This is a genomic window from Saliniramus sp. (assembly GCF_035311605.1).
Taxonomy (GTDB): domain Bacteria; phylum Pseudomonadota; class Alphaproteobacteria; order Rhizobiales; family Beijerinckiaceae; genus Saliniramus.
In genome coordinates this window covers 1-21,868 of record NZ_DATGCW010000097.1, presented here as the reverse complement: position 1 = coordinate 21,868, position 21,868 = coordinate 1, and the positions used below count along the sequence as shown (strand labels likewise).

The window sequence follows — 21,868 nt, the reverse complement described above, 5'->3', positions numbered from 1 at the left end:
GTGATGGTGGTGGAGATCGCGCTCATCTCGCCGCCGATCGGGCTCAACGTCTACATGCTCCGCTCGGTCCTGCCGCATATCGGTTTGCGCACACTTTTCGCCGGGGTGCTGATCTTTCTCGTGCCCGACATCGTCAAACTGATCCTCGTAATCGCTTTTCCGGGGATCGCCCTGTTCCTGCCCTCACTGATGTGACGCGCGGGCGGATTCGCAAGGCACACCAACACCACCAACAACAACAAAGGGGATAAAGACATGCATATCAGACAATTCCTGACAGGCTCCGCAGCCGGGCTCGCCCTTGCCGTATTCGGCGCAGGCGGCTCGGTCCAGGCGGAGGACATCGTCCTGCGCTACTCCAACTGGGTGCCCGCCACGCATCCGATCATCACCCGGGTGATTGAGCCCTGGGGGCAGGAGCTCAGCGAGGCGACCGAGGGCCGCGTCAGCGTCGAGGTCATGCCGGCGCTGGGTCCCCCGCCCGGCCATTTCGATCTCGTCGCCAACGAGGTCGCCGATCTCGCCTTCTCGGTCCACGGCTATACACCGGGGCGGTTCGTCCTGACCCAGCTCGGTGAATTGCCGCTCACCCACAACCACGCCGTGGTCAATTCGCTGGCCTACTGGAACACCTATGAGCGTTTCTTCATGGATGCGAACGAGCACGAGGGCACGCGCCTGCTCGGCCTGTAGACGAACGGCCCCTATCAGCTGACCATGAACGGTGACCTGCTCACCAGCATGGATGCGGTCGAAGGCAAGCGCATCCGTGTGCCCGGCCCCGTCGTCAAGCAGGTGACGACCACGCTCGGCATGGTGCCGATTTCCTCCTCGGTCACGGATGCCTATGAGCAGATCTCGCGCGGCGTGATCGACGGCATGTTCCAGCTGCTGGAGACGGTCTACAACTTCAACCTCACCGAATATCTCACCCATGCCTCGATCATCCCCGGCGGCTTTGCCCATTCGAGCCAATATGTGGTGATGAGCGAAGCGGCTTATGAGCAGCTTTCCGATGCCGACAAGGCGGCGCTGGATGCGCTCAGCGGCGAAGCGCTGGTGCGCCGCTTTGCCGAGATGTGGCAATCGGAGGAAGAAGAAGCCATCGGCAAGCTTGAAGAGGGCGGCACCGTATTCTTCGACCTCCCGCCGGAATTGCAGGAAGAAGTCAGCGAAGCCCTGGCCTTCATCCGTGCCGAATGGATCGAGGCCGCCAATGAACGCGGTGTCGGTGGCGTGGCGGCCCTGGCCTTCTACGAATCCGAGATCGAACGCATCGCGGCTGAACTCGGCGTCGAGAACTGAAGTGATCACATTCACGCCCGGCGCATTGTGATGATGCCGGGCGCGATGGATGTCGCAATCACATCGCCGCGGTTCAGAGCGCTTTGCGACCCGAGTCTGTCGGGCTGGGAGTTCTAACCCGTCATCAGCACGTCGTCCGGCCTCAGCACGGCCACGGCGAACCAGGCCTCGTCGTCTGTCAGGAACTCCGCGACCGCCCAGCCGCTCGCCGCCGCCATCTCCGTCAGGCTCTTGCGGGTGTATTTGTGGCTGTTTTCGGTGTGGATGCTTTCGCCGGCCTTGAATGACACGGTTTCCGGGCCGAGCTGAACCTCCTGATTGATGCTGCTCACCAGATGCATCTCGATGCGTGACTTTTCCGCATTCCAGCGTGCCTCATGCTCGAAACTGTCCGGGTCGAAGGTTCCGCCAGCCTCTTGGTTGAGCCGGGCGAGGATGTTGCGGTTGAACGCGGCGGTCACCCCCTGCGCGTCGTCATAGGCCCGCACGAGAACCCGCGAATCCTTCACGAGATCGATGCCGAGTATGAGGCCGGCAATGCCGGGCCAGTTGCGCACCCGGCGCAGCAGGGCACGTGCTTCGGGGGGCTCCAGATTGCCCAGGGTCGAGCCGGGAAAGAAGCCGACGACGGGCCGCCCGGCCACGACGCCGGGCAGGGTCAGGTCTTCCATCAGGTCGCCGGCAAGCGGGACGACTTCGAGGGCCGGATAGCTGCGATCAATATCCTGCGCGACGGATCTGAGGAAGTCCTCCGAGATATCGACCGGGATATAGGTGGTGACCGCGTCCAGCGCATCTAGCAGGATGCGGGTCTTCGTGCTGGCGCCGCTGCCGAGTTCGACCAACGCCGTCGCTTCTGGCACGTAATTCCCGATCACCCCGACATTGTCGCGCAGGACGGCGCGCTCCGTCCGGGTGACATAGTATTCCGGAAGTGCGGTAATCTCCTCGAACAAGGCGCTGCCCCGGCTGTCGTAGAACCATTTCGGCTGCAGTTCCTTCGGGGTGGCGCGAAGCCCCGCGAGGGCCTCCCTCAGGAGTTCGGTATTTTGCGTCACCGTCTCGTCCATGCCCGATATCCTGTCCATCTCAAAGGTCCCTGGCCAGCCGCAGGCCCATCATCTGCCAGCGCTGGTGCGGATAGAAGAACGTCCTGTAGCTCGTGCGCATCTGTGCGGCGGGCGTGGCGCAGGAGCCGCCGCGCAAGACCAGCTGGTTGACCATGAACTTGCCATTGTACTCGCCGATCGCGCCTTCCGGCGGGCGAAAGCCCGGGTAGGGAGTGAACGGACTTTGCGTCCACTCCCAGACATCGCCCCAGGGCCCGTTGCCGGGGAGCGGTCGGAACTGCGATTTTTCGAGAAAATTACCGGTTATGGGCCGCTTGCGGAACGCGACCTCCCACTCCGCCTCCGTGGGCAGACGCGCGCCGGCCCAGCGGGCGAAGGCGTCGGCCTCGTAATAGCTGACATGGCATACCGGCGCATCCGGATTGATGGGCTGGGGTCCACGCAGGGTAAAATTCCACCAGGCATCGTCCTGCTGCCACCAGTAGAGCGGCGTGTCCCAGGCCTCGCGCTGGCGGCAGGCCCAGCCGTCGCTCAGCCAGAGCGCCTGGTTTTCATAGCCACCATCCTCCATGAACCGGATCCAGTCGCGGTTCGTCACCGGCCTTTGCGCGATCGCGAACGGCTCGAGCCAGGTCTTGTGGCGCGGCCCCTCGCAATCATAGGCGAAGCCGTTTCCGTCATGGCCGATCTCGACGAGGCCACCCTCGTGCCGGGTGAATTCCAGCGCCACCTCGCCGGTGACCGGCATCGGCTCCGGGGCGCGATAAGCAGGCAGCAGCGGGTTATGGGAGAGACCGTGCAGCAGATCGGTCACGAGCAGTTCCTGATGCTGCATCTCGTGATGGCAGCCGAGTTCCACCAGTTCCGCGATCTCGTCGCTGTCATCGCGGTCGGCGCCGAGCAAGGTCCCGAGCGCCTCGTCGACATGGGCGCGATAGGCCATGACCGCCGCGTTGTCGGGACGGGAAATCATGCCCCGCTTGTCACGGGCATGGCGGGGGCCGGCTTGCACGTAATACGAGTTGAACAGGAAGGCGAAGCGGTCATCGATCGCGCGATAATCCGGAAGATACTGTCTCAGGACAAACTCTTCGAAGAACCATGTCGTGTGCGCGAGATGCCACTTGGCGGGGCTGGCATCCTCCATCGACTGCAGCATCAGATCTTCCGGCACGAGAGGCGCGACGAGCGCCTCGGTCTGTGCGCGTGTATCGGTGAAGAACGCGATGGCCTCATCGGGGCCGATGGCGGCGGCTTTGGTGCTGTTCATCTTCAAGCGGCTCCTCTTCCTGCTGCGCGTCTCCCCGAGGGCACGACGCAAATGCATTCAACAACGTCCCGGTTCCACGGGATGACTCGGCGATCACGTTATGAGGCGGAGCCACAACGGACCACTGCTGGTCGATTGATGTCAATCCATGCAGAATGTCGCAGCGTAATTGTAGTCTGGTGCCGGCTCCGATTTTTCCTGATGCACAAGGTCGGTGCCTGTTTCGCAGCGGCGGAGCATGCCGCTTTTACATCTTTTGAAAGCTTTTCTGGAAACGCATCCGGAGGATTCCGGGGGCGAGCCTCAGGGCAGGAAGATCGATTTCGCGTTGACGAATTCCTGCATGCCAATGCCCCCGTGTTCACCACCGTATCCGGAATCCTTGACCCCACCGAACGGCATATTGGGATCGGCGGCACCGAAAGAGTTGATGCAGATCATGCCCGTGTCGACGTGCTTGTGAGCAAGCGCGAGGGCCAAGCGTTCCCTTCCCGCGTGAGTGTTGCGGTGAAATGCGTCGGGCAGGAGCGTTTCACCAGGCGAGCGCACCGGCGCGCTCATCCTCGGAACGGACCGGGCGAGGAGGACGGGACGGGACGCAACCAAACCGCCGCGAAATCATTGACCGCCTATCAACGTTTCGCAGAACAAGGACCCGACATGAGCAAGGCACTTTTCATTACCGGCGCTTCGAGCGGCATCGGAGCGGCGACGGCGCGTGCGGCAGTCGCACAGGGCTGGCATGTCGGGTTGTTTGCGCGATCCGAAGGCAAGCTGAAGGCTCTCGTTGACGAACTCGGCGAACAGGCCGTCGTCCTGACGGGGGACGTGACGGATCTGAAGAACCTGGAAGCAATGATGGCGGAATTCGCGAGCAAGACCGGTGGAATCGATGCGGTTTTCGCCAATGCCGGCATGGGGCTGTCGGCGGCCGGGACCGATGCGGGCGACCCGGAAGAATGGGAGCGAATGGTCCGGGTGAACATTCTGGGAGTTCTCTGGACCGTGAAAGCGGCGATGCCGCATCTGAAGCAGCGGGCGGGACATCTCCTGCTGACCGGATCAGCTGCGGGGCGACGCCACATCCCGGGATCGGTTTACGGCGCCTCGAAATGGTTCGTGCACGGATATGGCGGCAATCTTTCCGAGGAGATGAAACTTTTCGGGGGGCAGTGCACGGTTATCGCGCCGGGCATGGTCGATACGCCATTCTTCGACGAGCCCAAGCCGGACAAGTTGAAGCCCGAGGACGTCGCCCGGGCCGCGCTCTTTGCCCTCGAATCCGATCCGCGCTGTGCCGTGAACGAGATTTTCCTGATGCCGACACAGTGAGAACGCGTTGCGGGTGAGGCCGGTCGCAAATGAAGGGGGCGCGGTGAGCCGCGCCGGCAATCTGCAGCAGCCGTCGACGGTTGATCGCGCGTGTGGCGTTTCAGGTGACACTATTGCGACTCATACTTGCGCCCTTCCAGATGATTGAGCCAGCCATTTGAATTATTTGACCCGTACACTTGCTTATGGATCAGTTGGACATCGCTTTTGTGGCGACAGATACTGGACAGGGGATTTTTGATCCTGAAGAGGCAAAAGACTGCTTCGTGCTTACCCTGGTGCAGGCAGGCGTGAAACCAGTGCAGCCTCGGCATGCGCCTCACCCAAGCCCGGAGATCGCATTGACGCGCCCGTCCCGATGGAAGGCGCGTGCGGCGGCGAAGAAGGCGGTGACGAGTATGTCGGCGGGACCCTGCAGGCGAAACACCGATTCAGCGCAGGGCGGAGCGATACCGATCACGCTGATGCGCCGGATGGCATCCGTCCGCCCCGTCCCGTGGCGCCACATGAAGCCGATTCCCATCCGATTGACGACCGCTTCGTAGACCGCGTCACGCGTATCCAGGACGAGGCGTGGCCTGGGCGACAATCCGGCCTTGCGGAATGCACTGTCGACGAGCCGTTGTGTCGAAGAGCCGCTGCTGCGGAAAAGCAGCGGCAGCCGGGCCAGCTGCTGGCAATCGACATTGTCGAACCGCGCGATCGGATCACCCGGATGCGCGATGGCGACGACTTCCTGCTCGATCAGGGTCTCGCGCTCGAAGCGCTGATCCGGCGGCAGATTGGGCAGGATGCCGATATCGACCCGCCGTTCCACCACCGCATCGATGATACCGGCATAATCGTGCGAGACCACCTCGATCTGCACGCCGGGATAACCACGCTGAAAGGCGCCGATCAGGGCCATCCCGGGCATGGCGTTGCCCAGACCGATGCGCAACAGGCCCGACGAGGTGGCACGCCGGCGCGCGAGAACCTGCTCCGCCCGGGCCTCGAGGTGCTCGATTTCCTCGAACAGGCCGACCAGTTCCGAGCAGAACGGTGTCGGTATCAGACGCCCGTCACAGCGCTCGAACAGGATGGCGCCGCTCTGTCGCTCCAGTTCGCGGATCTGCTGCGTGATCGCAGGCTGCGAAACGCCGACACTGCGTGCAGCGGCTGCATAGGAGCCCTTCAGGGCGACGGCCTGCAAGGCCCGCCGCGCAGCCGGTGAGGGTTTCATGGCGCGATTCCAAACAAGTTCTTAACGCGGATGAAAGTCTAGCTTTCGTCTGTAACAGGAATGTCAAAGCCGCAGCCCATCGTCTCCGCATCGAAAGGGACGAGGCATGAAGCGACCGCACGACGATTTTCCCGACACATCCCGCATCGCCACGGCGAAGGCGATCCTGTGCGATCTCGACGGATGCCTGATCTGTGGTGACCGCGTGCTGCCGGGAATCCCCGCCTTCATCGCGCAGCACCGCGACCGGCTCTGGATCGTGTCGAACAATTCCACCGATACGCCCGAGAGCCTGTCCCTGCGGCTGGAGCGTCTCGGCATTGCGGTATCGGCGCAGCGGATCATCCTCGCCGGCGCCGAGACGCTGCGGCGTCTCGCGCATGTGAAGCCGGCGCCGGCGATCGCGCTGCACGCCGCGCCGGTCATGGCCGCTTTTGCGGAAGGGATCGGCCTGCGCCTGACGAACGATGATCCCGACACGGTCGTGCTCTGCCGTGATACGGGCATGACCTATGCAAGCCTCGCCCGGGCCCTGCGCCAGCTGCAGGCGGGCGCGCGGCTCGTCGTCGCCAATCCCGACACGCATCACCCTTCTGCGGAAGGCGATGCCGTCCCCGAGACCGGCGCCCTGCTCGCCGCCATCCATGCCGTTCTGCCCGATCACCCGTTCGAGAGCCTCGGCAAACCGGCACCTGCCCTGTTCGACATTGCCCTCGCCCGGGCCGGATTGCACGCATCCGACGCCGTGATGATCGGCGACAACGACGCGACTGACGGGCGCGGCGCCCGTGCGCTCGGCATCGCCTTCATCCAGGTCGATCCCGCACAAGGTGCCGCCGCGATCATGGAGCCGGTGGCGCGTGCCACGGAGAGAACCTCATGCTGATCTTTCTCCTGCGTGCCCTCGCCAAGATGGCCGTGACGCTCTTCGTGATCGTCACCATCGTCTTCTTCGCCACCCGGATGTCCGGCGATGCCATCGACTTCATCGGCGGTGACGCGCTCGATGCCCAGAGCCGGGCCGAGCTGATCGTCTATTACGGCCTGCGCGAGGACATGGTCACCCAGTACTGGCGCTTCCTGCGCGGCATGATCGAGGGCGAGTTCGGCCTCTCCCTGATCGAGCGCCGCCCAGTCACCACGATCTTCCTGGAGCGGGTCGGACCGACCCTGCAACTGGTCGGGACGGCCATCCTCGTCACCCTCGTGATCGCCATCCCCGCCGGCGTCTATGCCGCGATCCGGCGCCGGTCGAACGGAGCGAAGGCGGTGATGACCGGCGCCTTCATCGGTTACGCCACGCCCAATTTCGTGATGGCGACGCTGCTGCTGCTCGTCTTCTCCTACTGGCTGCGGCTTCTCCCGAGCGCGGGCAACGGCAGCTGGGCGCATTTCATCATGCCGGTCACGGCTCTCTCGCTGACCTATATCGCGGCGCTGATCCGCTACACCCGCAACGCAACCCTCGACGTTCTCGGCCAGGATTACCTGCGCACGGCGCGGGCCAAGGGGCTGCCCGAGCGAACCGTGATCACGCGCCATGCCATGCGCAACACTCTCATCACGGTGCTCTCCGTCTTCGGCCTGATGGTGACGGCCCTGGTCTCTGCGGGTGCCGTGGTGATCGAAACCGTCTTCTCCTGGCGCGGCATCGGCGATCTCCTCGTCACGGCGGCGATCAGGCGCGATTACCCGGTCCTGCAATTCGGTGTCCTCGCCGTGGCGAGCGCCGTCATCGTCATCAACATCCTCACCGATATCGCCTACGCGCTGGTGGATCCGCGCGTGCGGCTGGGAGCGCGGACATCATGACGACACCGATCGCAATCCCCTCCCGGGGCGGGTCCGGCGGCCCGCTCGCCCTGTGGCACGATGCCGGCCTGCTCGAACGCGGCGCCTTCATCCTGGGGCTCACCCTGCTCGCAGCGGCCTTGTTCGCCCCTTATATCGCGCCGGTCGATCCGAATGCGCAGAGCCTGCTGGCGCGCCTGCGCCCGCCTCTGGGTTTCGACCGTGCCGTTTCCGGCTACTGGCTGGGCACGGATGAGCTGGGTCGCGACATCCTCTCGCGTTCACTGCATGCCCTGCGCCTGACCATCGGCCTCGCCCTTGCCGGCGCGACGCTCGGCATGCTGCTCGGCCTCACGCTCGGCCTGATCGCCGGTCTCGTCGGCGGCATCGTGGACGATCTCATTTCCGGGCTGATCGACATCCAGATCGCCGTGCCATTCACCCTGATCGCGCTGCTCGCGGTCGCCCTGTTCGGCGGTGATCTGATCGTGCTGGTGCTGGTACTCGGCATTGCCGGCTGGGAGACCTTCGGGCGCGTGGTGCGCGGCGAGGTGATCAAGCTGCGCGACCAGCCCTTCATCGAGGCGGCGCGCGCGGCCGGCGCCTCTCCCTGGCGGCTGGCGGTCAAGCACCTCCTGCCCAACCTGGTTTCCCCGCTCGTGGTGATGTTCGCGCTGAGCTTTGCCACCATCGTTCTTCTGGAGAGTACGCTGTCGTTCCTCGGGCTCGGCGTACGACCGCCGACGGCGACACTCGGTTCAATGGTCGGCCATGGCCGCGCCTACATGCCGAACGCACCCTGGCTGGTGATCACGCCGGCTCTCCTGATCCTCCTCGTCACCCTGGTCGTGCAGATCCTCGGCGATTTCCTGCGGGATCGCGCCGATGTCCGCCTGCGCGACCGGTAGTGCGAAACGGCGGCACGGTGCCGCCCCTAAAGACCTGCAACACGGCTATTCGGAGCAAGACCATGAAACGCTTTCTCACAGGGACGGCCCTCGCGCTGAGCCTCGCCATGCTACCCGGCCTCTCGCCGGCGCTGGCCCAGGAACTGCGCGTCGGCGCCCAGAACGTCTCGAACTATCTCGATCCCGGCCAGGATCACTCGAATGTCGGCTCGCAATTCTACTACAACGCCTTCGACACGCTGATCGCGCGTGATCATGCCGGCGACGGCGATTTCGTGCCCGCGCTGGCCACGGAATGGGAGCAGATCTCGCCGCAGGTGATCGAATTCACCATCCGCGAGGACGTCGTCTTCCATGACGGGACCGAGATGACGGCGCATGACGTCGTCTTCTCGCTCAACCGCATGTTCTCCCCGACCTATCCGCCCTACATGGTGCGCAAGCGCGACCGTCTGGGCAATTTCACCCGCGCCGAACTGCGCCCGGACGGCAAGGTGCGTGTCTATACCGCCCAGCCCGAGCCGCTCTTCGAGACCCTGCTCTCGATGCAGCAAACCATGATCGTGCCGCAGGCCTATCTGATGGGCCTCGCCGGGCATCCGCAAGCCGACGAGATCGCGGCCTACGAGGCTTTCGGCCTCGCGCCCGTCGGAACCGGCCCCTACCGCATCGCCGAGTTCATTCCCGGCGAGCGTATCGTCTATGAGCGCCACGCGGAATTCTGGGGCGAGCCAGCCCCCTATGAGCGCGTCATCGTCACCCGCATCCCCGAGACCGTGAGCCGCGTCACGGCCCTGCGCTCGGGCGAGGTGGACATCATCACCAATATCGCCCCCGACCAGATCGCTCTGATCGAGAGCGACCCGGCCTTCAAGACCGAGGGATCGGTGACGCCCTTGTTCCACGTCATGATCATGAACGTGAACCATCCCGAAATCGCCGATCCGCGCATCCGCCAGGCACTCAGCCTCGCGATCGACCGCGATCTTCTCAACGAAGCGCTCTGGCTCAGCATGGCCGAGGTGCCGTCGTCCCACACGATGGAGGAATTCGGCGATCTCTACATGCCCGAGCTCGAAACCTTCCGCCACGATCCGGAGGAAGCGCGCCGCCTGCTCGAAGAAGCCGGCTATGACGGTGCCGAGATCACCTACGACATCCATTCGCCCTCGTATTACACCAATGACCTGCTCGCGGCCCAGGCGATCATGGAAATGTGGGACGCTGTGGGCATCAACGGCGTGATCAACCCGCGCGAGAGCTGGACCGGCTGCTCGTCGGAGATGATGACCCGGACCTGGTCGAACCCGATGTATTTCGCCGATCCCTTCGGCTCCTTCGGCGTGATGTGGGCGCCGGGCGGGCCCTCGGAAAGCTGCGAGCGGTTCAACACGGATGCGGCCTATGCCGAGACCTGGGAGCGCTTCCGCTTCTCGGAGGATACCCCGACCCGCCGCGCGGCCTATGCGGAACTGATGGACCGCATCGCCGCCGATCCGCCCGTGCTGCCGCTCTACCGCCCGTTCGAGGCCTGGGGCATGCGCGCCGAGATCGACTGGGCGCCCGCTGCCACGCATATCCCCTACGTGCTCGACTTCCGCGCCGGGCGTATCAGCGAGAACGAGTCCTGACACGACGATCGCGCCGCCCCGGCCGGGGCGGCGCGATCCCATCTCCCGTCATTCCGGAATGAAGAGACAGATCATGACCCTTCGCCTCGCCATCATCACCGATATCCATCACGGGCCGCCGACACAGACCAAGCGCGGCGATGCCGCCCTGGCGCTGACGGCGGAATTCGTGCGTTTCGCCAACGAACAGGGCGTCGATGCGGTGCTCGAGCTGGGCGACCGGATTTCCGACGTCGATCCGGCCACCGATCATGACAATATGGCAGAGGTCGCGCGGCTGCTCGACGGCCTCGCCATGCCGCGCCACCACCTCGACGGCAATCACGACCTGATCCATCTCGACCGCGCCGACAACGCCCGGATCCTGGGGCATGAGGCCGGACATCGCATCGTTCCGCTCGGCGCCTGGGATCTCGTCCTCTGGCAGGCCGATCCGGCGACGCGCAATGACGGGATCCGCGGTCTGGCGCTCAAGGATGATGACTTCACCTGGCTCGCCGATGTCGCGAAACAGGCGACCCGTCCGCTCCTGATCGCGAGCCACACGCCTGTCTCGCCGCATCCGATGACCGGCAACTTCTATTTCGAGAACATGCCCCAATGCGGGGCCTTCCCGCAGGCAGCCGCGATGCGCCGGGCTCTGGGCGAGGCGCGCGTGCCCGTCGCCGCGATTTCCGGCCATGTCCACTGGAATACGCTCGCTGCGGATGACGGCATCACCTATCTCACCCAGCAATCCCTCACCGAGAGCTTCACCACATCCGGCGAGCCGGCAGGCGCCTGGGGGGTGATCACGCTGGGCGACGATATCCGCTGGCAGGTCTTCGGGCTCGATCCGTTCGAGGCGCGCTTTGCCCCTGCCGCAACGCGCTGGAAGCCCGTGATGCAATGGCCGCGTGAAGCGCATGCCGCCGACAGCGAGAGGGTCGCATCATGACGTCATCACTCCTGAGCATCGACAATCTCCATATCGCGTTCGGCGCGACACAGGCCGTGCGCGGTATCAGTTTCGAGATCGGGCACCATGAAACCTTTGCGCTGGTGGGGGAATCGGGCTCGGGAAAATCGGCCACGGCGCTCGCTATCCTGCGCCTCATCGAGCGGGAGGGCGGGCGCATCACGCATGGGCGCATCGTCTTTCGCAAGGAGGCGCCGGTCTGCCTCACGGCGCTTTCCGACGAGCAGATGCAGGCGGTGCGCGGACGCGACATCGCCATGGTCTTCCAGGAGCCGCTGACGGCGCTCAACCCGGTCCTGACCATCGGGCGGCAACTGACCGAGACCATCCTGCGGCATGAGCCCGTCAGCCCGGCGCAGGCGCAGCACAAGGCCGTCGAACAGCTCGAACGGGTGCGGATTCCCCAGGCAGCGGCGCGGCTGTCGCAATATCCGCATGAGCTCTCCGGCGGCCAGCGCCAGAGGGTGATGATTGCCATGGCGCTCGCCTGCAATCCGCGTCTCCTGATCGCCGACGAGCCGAGCACCGCACTCGACGTGACGACGCAGGCCGAGATCCTCGCCCTGATCCGTGACCTGCAGGCGGAACAGGGGATGAGTGTGCTCTTCATCACCCATGATATGGGTGTCGTCGCCGAAATGGCGCATCGCATCGGCGTCCTGCGCCACGGGCGTCTTGTCGAGACGGGCCCCGCGCGCCGTGTTCTCACCGCCCCGCAGGAGCCCTATGCCCGGATGCTCGTCGATGCCGCGCCCCGGCTTGGCGCCGGCGCCCCCGCCCTGCTGCCGGAAACAGATCGCCCGCCGGCACTGGCGCTCGACGATCTCGTCGTCGATTATGCCGGACGCCGACCGCATCCGCTGGCGGCGCGAACACGAACCCGGGCCGTGGATGGCGTCTCGTTCCACGTCGCGCAGGGGGAGAGCGTCGGGCTGGTCGGCGAATCGGGCTGCGGCAAATCCTCGATCGCGCGGGCGATCCTGCGCCTCACGCCCGTGGCATCGGGCAAGATCACGATTGACGGCCAGGACATCACCCGCCTCTCCGAGCGCCGGCTTTTTCCGGTCAGGCGCAAGGTGCAGATGGTCTTCCAGGATCCGTTCGCCTCGCTCAATCCGCGCCTGCCGACCTGGGATCTGATTACCGAACCGGCCTGCATCCACGCCACTGTCGCACGAGGCGACCGGCGCGACATGGCAGCGGCGCTGCTCGAGCAGGTCGGACTCGGAGCCGAATATCTCGACCGCTATCCGCACCAGTATTCCGGCGGCCAGCGGCAGCGGCTGTGCATCGCGCGCGCATTATCCGTCCAGCCGAAACTGATCATCGCCGACGAACCGGTCGCTGCGCTCGATGTCTCCATTGCCCGGCAGATCACCGAGCTGATGCAGGCGCTGCAGCAGCGGCTGGGGGTCTCCTGTCTCTTCATCAGCCATGATCTCGCCGTGGTCGAGCGCCTGTGCCACCGCATAGCCGTGATGCGCGCCGGTCGGATCGTCGAGACCGGGCCCACGGATGCGATCATCGGCGACCCGCGCGAGGAGTATACGAAGACCCTGATCGCAGCGGTGCCTGGGCGTATCACGCCAGCTGTTGCAGCCATGCCAGAGAGGCAGAGCCTGGTGGGTTGAGGGTCAGTCCGGCGATGATACCGGTCGGCGGCACGCTCGATCAGCATTCCGTCAGGTGGGCACCGGCAGCCGATAGGCATCCTTCCCGCCGGATCACGCGGAAAGCCTCCGGTGCCGAAAACGCTCGACAAGGAGCATATGAGGCACCGTCAGTGCCGCCAGACCGATAAACACGACACGCAGGACAGAGCTTTCGAGATCAGCCCCGTCAACACGCAGAAACAGGCCCAATGCAAGGCTCGCGCCGAGCACAGATGCGACCATGATACCCGCCGCCGCGCGTAAGGCGGCCGCGCGCTCCGGCAATGCCTGCAGCGTGTCGCGCATGTGTCGCAGCGAGTGAAGCAGACAGAAATAGGCGATGAAGTACAAAAGCGGCGGCAGGATTGCCGCCCCCATCCAGATTCCGGCCAGTTCGAGCAGCGCTCCGCGCGCGTGCCGCGACAGCTGCAGGAGCGCAATCAGGCCAAGGCTTGCACCGATCAGTCCGGCCACGGCGATGGCATATGCTATCGGCTCGGCAAAGGCGCCATCGGTCAGCACGGAAAGGATCGCCACGACATCCGTGACATGAAACAGCGCCGGGGCTCCGATGACCGATAACCCGGCTGCAATACGCAAGAGCAGCCCGTCCATCTCCCAGTCGCCCGAGAAATGCAGAGCCGAGTACGCCAGAAAAGCGATCAAGGCCAATCCGGGGGCAAGCCACCACAAGGCCGCGACTGCGCCGGCAATGCCGATATAAGCACCATAAAACAGCATATGATCAGCCGCTCCGGTCAGCGGCCACAGCACGCGGGCCATTGGCAGATCCAGCGCACCGTGCGGCAGCCCGAGCAGCGCGACCGCCGGCGCAAGCAGAAGTGCCTGCGTCAGGGGACCCGGCGCAAAGACCATGTTGAGCGCCGCCAGCACAAGCAGGCCCGCGAGGAATATCCCGCTCTGGACAGACCGGCCAAGGGTCATGTCAGGCCCGATGCGGCGCGCAGGAACGGCATGGAGGGCAGCGCCCACATCACCGAAAGACGATCATCGCTGCGGGTCGATCCCGACAGAAAGCGCTCGAGCCGATCGGCCGGCGTGTTGCGAAACAGGGTCTCGAACAGGGCCGGCCCCCGTTCCGGCGCAGCCGCGAGAACCCGCAGGAAGACCCGGTCCATGAAGCGGCTGACGGCACTGTCTTGTGGTATACGCGGCCTCTCCCCGCGCAGAAGCTGGGCCACGACGTGATCCGCATGCATCTGGATGCGCTGAAAAGCGTATCCCGTCGACGGGCGCGCCGCTCCTCCTGCAAGGCCGATATGGCAAATGCCGGGGACCTCCGGTGCCCGATAGCCGACCTCCATCGGAAGGGCGCCGGCCTCTTCGCGAACCACATCATGGTCACAAGCCCCCAGAGCGACGATTTCCGCGTCCAGCCAGGCATGCATGCCCGCTCGCTCCGGAGGCTCGGGGGCGAAGGACGTCACCTCTATCAGGGCGCGATCCCTGGCGAAGGGCAGAATGTAGAGAAAATCGACACCCGTGCTGTAGCCGCGCCTGAAATGCATCAACGGCACGGTATCGGGATCGAAGACCGCCTGCGCGGTGACGATTTCGCGCCCCACGAAGAACTGGCCGTAGGCGGGGCGGCGCGCAGGCGGGCGCGCATCGCATACATGGCGGGCACTGAAACCGCCATCCGACGTCTCGATCCAGATGCCGCCGTCCTTCGGTCTGACCGATCCCGCCGTCGATCCAAGCACGATATTCCCGCTGCGCGCATCGTCGATCAGAGCCAGGGACCGATCGTAGAAGGCGCCGGAAGCGACGGATTGGTAGGGAAACCGGCGCGAGCCCCGCAGGACGGCCCCGCCCGGCCCTGATACGGTCCAGCGCGTCCAGCTGGCGCGGACACAATCCTCAAACGGATCGGGGCCCGTCCGCCAGAAAGACCATGTCCGGTCATCGTCATATCGATGACGCGGCTCTATGACGCGAAAGGACAGCCTTGTCGGCGCAAGTCTTGCGGCCAGGCTCAGCCCTGCGCATCCGCCCCCGAGAATGGCCACATCGACATCAGGCATGCACGTCTCCCGCCCGCACGGATCCGGTTCCCGCCACGCCCTGCCAGGCAAGCGCCAGAACCGCGCCGCATGCCAGTCGCAGCTTGCGCGGACCGGCGACGAAAACGCGCCCGGTCAGGGGGTCGCAATCACGTTCACGCAGCTCCGCGCCGATACCACGATAGATGGCGGAAGATGCTGCGACGGAAAGCCTGAGGCGCAGGGGAAGGGCACCAAGACCGGTACGCCCCGACGCATAGAGGTATTCCGCGCGGTGCAGGAGCGTGGCGACCGCTGCGCGGATATCGGCGCGAATGCGTGGCGTGGGATCTGCAATGTCAGCCGGCTGCCAGCGACACAGCGCAGCCGGCAGATAACGCCGCCCGGCGCGGGCGTCCTCGGCCACATCCCGGCAGATGTTGGTCAGCTGCATGGCCTTGCCAAGATCCGCTGCGGCGCCGTGAAAACGTTTTTCGACGTCGAAAAGATCAGCGATCATGATGCCGACCGTGCCTGCAACGGCATGGGTATAGCCATCGAGGGCAGCGTAATCCGCAATCCGGACCTCGCCGATATCACCACGAACGCCATCCACCAGCATGGCGAAAGCGTTCAGGCCGCAGGGACGTCCAGCAAACAGCGTGCTCGCCCTGTCCACGATCGGATCGGCGTCATGACCCGCCGAGCCCCAATGACGCAGGGCGCGACTGATTTCGGCAAGGCGGGCCGCAGCAGCGTCGCTTCCGTCTTCATCGGCGAGGTCATCGACGAACCGGCAAAGCGCATAGAGTTGTGCGACTCTCGACCGGTCGGCACGGGGCAGAAGGCGCGCCGCCGGTGCGAAGCTGCGTGCATGTCGTGCCATGATCGCTTCTGCTTCCGCTCCGGTCATGCGCCCGCCTCCACCTTCGGCAGCAGCTGGTCGAGCACCTTGGCCGAGGAGATCACACCCGGAAGCCCGGCACCGGGATGCGTACCGGCACCGACGAAGTAGAGCCCCTTCACGCCCTCGCCGCGGTTATGGAAACGGAAATAGGCTGATTGGGTAAAATCCGGTGAAAGCGAAAATCCGGCCCCGTCGACCGACAGATAATCGTCGCGAAAATCTTCCGGAGTCATGGCGAATTCGGCGGTGATCGTGTCGGCCAGCCCCGGCAGCATGGTCGCATCCAGCGCCGCGACGATGCGGTCGCGCAGGCGTGGCCCCTCGATGGCCCAATCCTGCCCGCCGGACAGGTTGGGCACCGGACAGAGCACGTAGAAGCTGTCGCATCCTTGCGGTGCGAAGGACGGGTCCGTCGCTGTCGGACGATGGACATACAGCGAAAAATCCTCCGCCAGGTGTTTGCGGTGGAATATGTCGGCCAAGAGCTCGCGATAGCGTTCGCCGAACCAGACGGTATGGTGCGCGACGTCCGGCCAGGTTTTGCGGGCGCCGAAATACAACACGTAGAGCCCCATCGACAGGCGCGCCGTCTTCTGACGCAGGCGTGCCACTGTGGACTGCACTTTCCCGGGCAGCATTTCCCGATAGACATGCATCGGGTCCATGTTGGAGACGACGATGTCGGCGGGCAGGTGGCGACCGTCATCCAGATCGACTCCGGTGGCCCGGTTGCCGTTCACGGTTATCCGCTCGACCGTGGTCCCCAACGATATCTTAATGCCCTGTTCGGTCATGAGCCGGTGCAGCGCATCGATGAGGGCACCGGTGCCGCCCATGGCGAACCAGACACCATGTTCGCGTTCGAGATAGTTGATCATGCCGTAGATCGCGGTCGTGTCGAACGGGTTGCCGCCGACCAGAAGAGGCTGGATCGAGAATGCGCGCCTTATCCGCTCATCCTTGAGATGGCGCGAAACCATCTGCCAGACGCTCTCATAGCCTCGCAGCCGGATCAGCTCCGGTATCTGTCGCGCCATGAATGCCGGCGAATGAAAGGGCGCGGAGGCAAGCTTCGTAAAGCCGACATCATAAATCCGCTTTGACCACGCACCCATGCGCCGATAGCCCTCGACGTCATCGGGTGACAAACGCGCGATCTCGGCCTCGGTACGCGCCTCGGTCGGCCCGTAATCGAAGGTTTCACCGTCAGGATACCGGAAACGATACCACGGGTCGGGCTGGACCAGCGTGACGTAATCGCCGATGACTTTGCCAAACAGGGCAAAAAGCTCTTCGAAGAGCCGAGGTGCCGTCAGAACCGTCGGCCCCGCATCGTGCCGGAACCCGTCTTTCTCGAAGACCTGTGCGCGACCACCGAGGCGCGGGCAACGATCGATGAGATGCACGGAATAACCCAGCGCACGCAGGCGCAAGGCCGCAGAAATCCCCCCGAAACCGGCGCCGGCCACGATGGCATGCGCAGTGGAGAAGCGCGTTTCATGTCGCATGATCGGCCTCCTCGAGGTGCATCCCGGCAAGGCCGGTTTCGACGCGATCCGCCAGTGCCGCGAGCGGGATGCCTGCGTTTCGGGGAATGTTCCGGGCCGCGTCCCGTGAAGCAGCGAGCTGGGCACGCGCATATGCGAGCGTCGTCGCCCGCGCGCTGCCCACGGAATGGCCGGCATTGATCAGGGTCGCGACGATGTTTGTCCTTCCCGCCAGCCGGTCCCCTTCCAGATCGGACAGATCATCGGCGATCTGATAGCCCGATGCCAGAAGCGTGGCAGCAGGTATGACGTGGCGGTCGTCTTCGATATCGGCAAGAATCAGGGAAAGCCGCACGGGGAGAGCGATCAATGGCCCCGATTTCGCGCCGGCAATGTCGATGGCGCGCTCGAACGACAAGTCCGATGTTGCGGCAAGATCATCGACCTGACCGGCGATCGTGTCGGTTACCGCTTCATGCATGACTGCAACAACGCGACCCGTGCGCGATGTCGCGGCAGATGCGAGCGCAGCGTAAGCGGCTGACAACAGCAAATCCCCGGCGCACAATGCAGAAGCGGCGCCGCAACGGGCCCAGATCGCAGGCTGCCCGCGACGCATGGTGTCGCCGTCCTGCAAGTCATCATGCACGAGCGCAGCATTGTGAAGCAGCTCCGACGCAGCAGCGACGGCGATGCTTGCGTTTTCCGGCAGGCCCAGAATACGCGCGGTGTCGAGGGCGAGCCGCGCGCGCACCCTGTTCCCTCCAGCATCAAGGTGACGACATGCATGCGATGCAGCGGTTCCATCGCCCAGCATCGCCCGCATCTTGATCTCGACCGACGGCATAACGTCGACAGCGAAACTGTTATCGTGTTTCATTTCGTGCCTTCCACCCGCGAGAGAACAAACCAAATGTCTTCTTGTTGTGAAATATCCCCAGAATGAAAACCGTTTCGCTGAATCTGGCCGGCATGACGATTTTCAACGCATGATGACTTTGGATGAACGAGATACATATTCGGCAAAATTCTGTTCTGACGTTGACGTCTTGTCGAAGCCCGGATGAAACATCGCTCGCCAGACTGGTCTGGCGAGCGATGCAGGCCTTATTTCGCTGTTTTGGCGGATCCGCCGGCACTGCTCGGTTCTTTCGCAGTTCCGGTGCCCGGGACAGCAACCCTTTCGCCGGTCTCGTTTTCCGATTTGCGGATCGCGATTGCCAGGATCAGAAGCCCGAATACGGCTTTCGCCACGATATCGGCAATGGTGTAACCGACCTCGACAGCCACGATTGCCGCACCCCCGGTGAGACCGATGAGCGGGAACAGGAAGACGATCGGGTAGAACAGCCACGACACGACAACCAGATAGGCAGCGCCGTTGATCAGCCCACGAACGTTCTCCGGCTGCTTGTCAATCGAGCCGCGAAGGCCGATCACCAGCTGATAGACGATGTAGAGGAACGGGATCATCGACAGGACCCAGAAGGTGAACCTGACACCTGCGGTATCCGCCACTTCGCCGGGATATCCGAGGATGATCATCAAGGCCGCCGCGCCACCGAGCCACACGCTCTTGGAGATGGTCTCGCCGCGCGCAAGCTTCATCACGAGGATGAGTTCGACGAGAAGAAGCGGAACAGTCAACAACCAATCAACGTAGCGGTACGCCTGGTTGAATGGCGATCCGGTGGTTTCTATCGTATCTACAGTAACAGCAAATGCTGATTGCCATGACAGCATGATCTGAAGATAGTGATACCCTGCAATGGCAGTGACGAGGCCTGATATCGTTATCGCCATTCTGTAATTCGGCGTAACAAGACCCCGAGAAAACCAGAGAAACAACGTGGTTGCGGCCATTACGGCCAAACCAAACGAGAATGCGTTCTGGACAAACTCATATTGCCCAATCGTGAGTGATCCCAGTTCCATTGTATACCCTCCCAGAGGTTCTTCCATACAACTTTGCTTGTATGGAGCTTGGTCAAAGCAACTGGCGAGAATTGCTTGAGCGCGCCCACGGCCTCCGCCGCGCGGCACAAAATCAATTGTGGCACGTTCCAGAAATTGCCATAATCTGCGACGGTTTGGCACAGATACTCCATAAAGAACGCCTGCGACGAAATGTTGCTGCGCGCGCTCGTATCGGCGTCGCGCCGTTCATTTGCGACGGGCGCGCGCACCGCGCCATTCCGGGCCGCCGGCTCTTGCATCAACGGATCGATCTGCGGAAATCGCGGCGTTCACTTGCCAGCCATGCGCGTGGTACGATAATGGCTTGCTTGTCGGACGACGCACCATGACGCGGGTATCTGCTGCTCCGCGCCCGGAGCCAATCGCAAGCGTATTCAAGCCGCTGGATGACCCTTTGGCCCATGCGGATGCGCAGGGACAACGCGGCAGGTGGAACCAACGGCTGGCGTTTCGTTCCGTCAGCCGGGCACCCGCTGACAGAGAAAACGATGCGTCGCACATCTTTTTCGGGCGCCTGCCCTGACTCCGTCCGGTCGGCATGCGTTATAAAATCGTGCTTCAGGAATTCAGCGCGCCGCTGGCGCTCTCGCGAGGAAATCAGCCCACCATGTCAAGCCATGATTCCGGCCTGCCGGTACCGCAGCAAAATGACGACCTCTCGCAGCAGCTATCGCTGAGTGTTCTGGTCTCGCGCCTCGAATCCCTCGTGGGCCGTAAGCGTGTCAGCATGCGCGCGGTCGTCGAAGTCGCCGGTCAGGCCGCCTTGCTGCCAGCCCTGACGCTGCTGGCGCTGATGATCGTGTCGCCGATCAGCGGCGTTCCGTTCTTTTCATCGATCAGCGGCCTCGTCATCGTCCTGCTCTCGACGCAGTTGCTCATGAACAAGAGCGAGCTCTGGCTGCCGGATTTCCTGATGCGGCGCGAGATCCCCGGCAAGCGCCTCGCAACCGCACTGCGCTGGATGAAACGGGCGGCGGATTTTCTGGAGCGTTTCACCCGTGGCGGGCGGCTTGCGTTCCTCGTCAGCGACAGGATGCTGAAGCCGCGTCTCGTCATCTGTCTGATCGCCGGACTCTGCATGCCGATTTTCGAGATCGTACCATTCTCCTCGACATTGCTGGCGGTGATCGTGCTGATGTTTTCCCTGAGCATCATGACCAATGACGGTCTATTCGTCCTGCTCGGAACCGGCATGCTCGCCCTCGTGCTCGCCCTCGCCCTGACCTTCGGGATCACCGTCGCCGAGGCGCTGGATTGACGCACGGGAAAGGCGGCAGGAGACATCATGCTCGCGCAATGGCCCATGATCGCATTGCTGGCCAGCTTTGCCCTGGCAGCGGCAATCATCTTCTTCAGCGGTCTGCGGCTCACGATCCTCGCCGACAGGCTGGCCGACAGGACCGGCCTCGGAGAGGCCATCGCCGGGGGCGTGCTGCTGGGCGCCGCCACATCGTTCAGCGGCACGATCGTCTCGATCACGGCGGCCTTCGACGGTCACGCCTCGCTGGCCTTCTCCAACAGCATCGGCGGAATCGCCGTGCAGACGGCCTTTCTCGCGATCGCGGATGTGACCTATCGCAAGGCCAATCTCGAACACGCCGCCGCCGAACTCGCCAATATCTTCCAGGCACTGGTTCTGATCGGCCTGCTGGCATTGCCCCTGAGCGCGATGGTGCTGCCGGAGTTCACGATCTTCGCGGTGCATCCGGTCTCATTCCTCATTCCGCTGGTTTATGCTGGTTCCCTTGTCGCCAGCCGGATCGTGCGCGAGACGCCGATGTGGCACCCGGTTTCCACGAGCGAGACACGAGACGACTTCCCGGAAGAGGAAAGCGACGCGGCGCGCAAGCAGTCGACCCAGCGGCTGTTTGCGATGTTCTTCGTCTTCATGGGCATCATGGGCTGTGCCGGCTGGGCGATCGCGAAAATCGCAGCCGAAATGACCATACGCTTCGATCTGTCCGCGTCTCTCGTCGGCGCCCTCATGACCGCCGTCACGACGTCGCTTCCGGAACTGGTGACGACGCTGGCCGCCGTGCGGCGTGGCGCGTTGCAGCTGGCGGTCGGAGGAATCATCGGCGGCAATACCTTCGACACGCTGTTCCTGACCGCTGCGGATGTCTCCTATCGCGACGGCTCGCTGTATCACGCCATCGGCATGGCCGATTACTTCTGGGTCGTCGTCTCGATCCTGATGACCGTGATCCTGACGGCCGGGCTGCTGATGCGCGAACGCAAGGGACCGATCAGCATCGGGCTCGAAAGCACGCTTCTCCTGATGATCTATGTGGGCGCGGTGGTGTTGCAGGCCATCGTGCTGAATGGCTGATCCGCCGGTCGCAAGGCAATTCAGTG

General features: G+C 63.8%; 20 protein-coding genes and 1 pseudogene. 12 read left to right on the top strand and 9 right to left on the bottom strand.

What is annotated here, in order from left to right:
• From VKP01_RS04590 to dctP, 3 genes and pseudogenes are all read left to right on the top strand, one after another.
• On the top strand, nucleotides 1-195 hold a 195-nt coding region (locus VKP01_RS04590; RefSeq protein WP_324410711.1), incomplete at its 5' end, for a TRAP transporter large permease subunit.
• Between the two features lie 60 nt (nucleotides 196-255).
• Complete coding sequence (locus tag VKP01_RS04585; RefSeq protein WP_324410709.1) at nucleotides 256-693, top strand: hypothetical protein; 438 nt, start codon at nucleotides 256-258, stop codon at nucleotides 691-693.
• Between the two features lie 15 nt (nucleotides 694-708).
• Nucleotides 709-1,305, top strand: a pseudogene (gene dctP / locus VKP01_RS04580) (TRAP transporter substrate-binding protein DctP); the annotation flags it as partial.
• Between the two features lie 113 nt (nucleotides 1,306-1,418).
• Here the strand turns inward: dctP and egtD are convergent.
• Together egtD and egtB are read right to left on the bottom strand one after the other, a co-directional pair.
• Complete coding sequence (egtD, locus tag VKP01_RS04575) at nucleotides 1,419-2,393, bottom strand: L-histidine N(alpha)-methyltransferase (RefSeq protein WP_324410707.1); 975 nt, start codon at nucleotides 2,391-2,393, stop codon at nucleotides 1,419-1,421.
• 1 nt (nucleotide 2,394) lies between these two features.
• A complete protein-coding gene (gene egtB, locus VKP01_RS04570) occupies nucleotides 2,395-3,645 on the bottom strand; it encodes an ergothioneine biosynthesis protein EgtB (RefSeq protein ID WP_324410705.1) in 1,251 nt (416 codons plus the stop codon).
• Nucleotides 3,646-3,846: 201 nt separating this feature from the next.
• On the opposite strand from egtB, the gene VKP01_RS17385 reads away from it, so the two are divergent.
• Nucleotides 3,847-4,977, top strand: coding sequence for an SDR family oxidoreductase (locus VKP01_RS17385; protein ID WP_422662589.1), 1,131 nt, complete (start codon nucleotides 3,847-3,849; stop codon nucleotides 4,975-4,977).
• Between the two features lie 319 nt (nucleotides 4,978-5,296).
• Here VKP01_RS17385 and VKP01_RS04555 read toward each other — a convergent pair whose 3' ends face one another.
• Entirely contained in the window at nucleotides 5,297-6,199 is a 903-nt protein-coding gene (locus VKP01_RS04555; RefSeq protein WP_324410701.1) for a LysR family transcriptional regulator, read from the bottom strand.
• Nucleotides 6,200-6,305: 106 nt separating this feature from the next.
• Here VKP01_RS04555 and VKP01_RS04550 point away from each other — a divergent pair, with 106 nt between their 5' ends.
• The 6 genes from VKP01_RS04550 to VKP01_RS04525 all read left to right on the top strand — a co-directional run bounded on the left by VKP01_RS04550 (nucleotide 6,306) and on the right by VKP01_RS04525 (nucleotide 13,118).
• On the top strand, nucleotides 6,306-7,085 hold the full coding sequence (locus tag VKP01_RS04550) for an HAD-IIA family hydrolase (protein WP_324410699.1): 780 nt from the start codon (nucleotides 6,306-6,308) through the stop codon (nucleotides 7,083-7,085).
• Nucleotides 7,079-8,011, top strand: a complete 933-nt coding sequence (locus tag VKP01_RS04545) for an ABC transporter permease (RefSeq protein ID WP_324410697.1) — start codon at nucleotides 7,079-7,081, stop codon at nucleotides 8,009-8,011. The genes VKP01_RS04550 and VKP01_RS04545 overlap by 7 nt, the downstream gene beginning before the upstream one ends.
• Nucleotides 8,008-8,898, top strand: a complete 891-nt coding sequence (locus tag VKP01_RS04540; RefSeq protein WP_324410695.1) for an ABC transporter permease — start codon at nucleotides 8,008-8,010, stop codon at nucleotides 8,896-8,898. The genes VKP01_RS04545 and VKP01_RS04540 overlap by 4 nt, the downstream gene beginning before the upstream one ends.
• 62 nt (nucleotides 8,899-8,960) lie before the next feature.
• The gene (locus tag VKP01_RS04535) at nucleotides 8,961-10,529 is read left to right on the top strand and encodes an ABC transporter substrate-binding protein (RefSeq protein ID WP_324410693.1); all 1,569 of its coding nucleotides are present in this window, start codon (nucleotides 8,961-8,963) and stop codon (nucleotides 10,527-10,529) included.
• 73 nt (nucleotides 10,530-10,602) lie between these two features.
• Entirely contained in the window at nucleotides 10,603-11,466 is an 864-nt protein-coding gene (locus tag VKP01_RS04530; RefSeq protein WP_324410691.1) for a metallophosphoesterase family protein, read from the top strand.
• The gene (locus VKP01_RS04525) at nucleotides 11,463-13,118 is read left to right on the top strand and encodes an ABC transporter ATP-binding protein (protein WP_324410689.1); all 1,656 of its coding nucleotides are present in this window, start codon (nucleotides 11,463-11,465) and stop codon (nucleotides 13,116-13,118) included. The genes VKP01_RS04530 and VKP01_RS04525 overlap by 4 nt, the downstream gene beginning before the upstream one ends.
• A 93-nt stretch (nucleotides 13,119-13,211) precedes the next feature.
• On the opposite strand, the gene VKP01_RS04520 is transcribed toward VKP01_RS04525, so the two are convergent.
• The 6 genes from VKP01_RS04520 to VKP01_RS04495 all read right to left on the bottom strand — a co-directional run bounded on the left by VKP01_RS04520 (nucleotide 13,212) and on the right by VKP01_RS04495 (nucleotide 19,471).
• Nucleotides 13,212-14,084 carry a Brp/Blh family beta-carotene 15,15'-dioxygenase gene (locus VKP01_RS04520; RefSeq protein ID WP_324410687.1) on the bottom strand — a complete coding sequence of 291 codons (873 nt, stop codon included), beginning with the start codon at nucleotides 14,082-14,084 and terminating at the stop codon, nucleotides 13,212-13,214.
• Nucleotides 14,081-15,184: a lycopene cyclase family protein gene (locus tag VKP01_RS04515; RefSeq protein WP_324410685.1), complete on the bottom strand. Its 1,104-nt coding sequence runs from the start codon at nucleotides 15,182-15,184 to the stop codon at nucleotides 14,081-14,083. Before VKP01_RS04515 ends, VKP01_RS04520 begins: the two co-directional genes overlap by 4 nt.
• Entirely contained in the window at nucleotides 15,177-16,055 is an 879-nt protein-coding gene (locus VKP01_RS04510) for a phytoene/squalene synthase family protein (protein WP_324410683.1), read from the bottom strand. Before VKP01_RS04510 ends, VKP01_RS04515 begins: the two co-directional genes overlap by 8 nt.
• A complete protein-coding gene (crtI, locus tag VKP01_RS04505) occupies nucleotides 16,052-17,557 on the bottom strand; it encodes a phytoene desaturase family protein (protein WP_324410681.1) in 1,506 nt (501 codons plus the stop codon). The genes VKP01_RS04510 and crtI overlap by 4 nt, the downstream gene beginning before the upstream one ends.
• Complete coding sequence (locus tag VKP01_RS04500) at nucleotides 17,547-18,353, bottom strand: polyprenyl synthetase family protein (RefSeq protein ID WP_324410713.1); 807 nt, start codon at nucleotides 18,351-18,353, stop codon at nucleotides 17,547-17,549. The genes crtI and VKP01_RS04500 overlap by 11 nt, the downstream gene beginning before the upstream one ends.
• A 290-nt stretch (nucleotides 18,354-18,643) precedes the next feature.
• Nucleotides 18,644-19,471 (bottom strand): bacteriorhodopsin-like, encoded by an 828-nt coding sequence (locus VKP01_RS04495; protein WP_324410679.1) that lies wholly within the window; start codon nucleotides 19,469-19,471, stop codon nucleotides 18,644-18,646.
• A 649-nt stretch (nucleotides 19,472-20,120) separates the two neighbouring features.
• Here VKP01_RS04495 and VKP01_RS04490 point away from each other — a divergent pair.
• Both VKP01_RS04490 and VKP01_RS04485 read left to right on the top strand, forming a co-directional pair.
• Nucleotides 20,121-20,771, top strand: a complete 651-nt coding sequence (locus VKP01_RS04490) for an exopolysaccharide biosynthesis protein (RefSeq protein ID WP_324410677.1) — start codon at nucleotides 20,121-20,123, stop codon at nucleotides 20,769-20,771.
• Between the two features lie 27 nt (nucleotides 20,772-20,798).
• Entirely contained in the window at nucleotides 20,799-21,842 is a 1,044-nt protein-coding gene (locus tag VKP01_RS04485) for a sodium:calcium antiporter (RefSeq protein ID WP_324410675.1), read from the top strand.
• Nucleotides 21,843-21,868 lie beyond the last annotated feature (26 nt).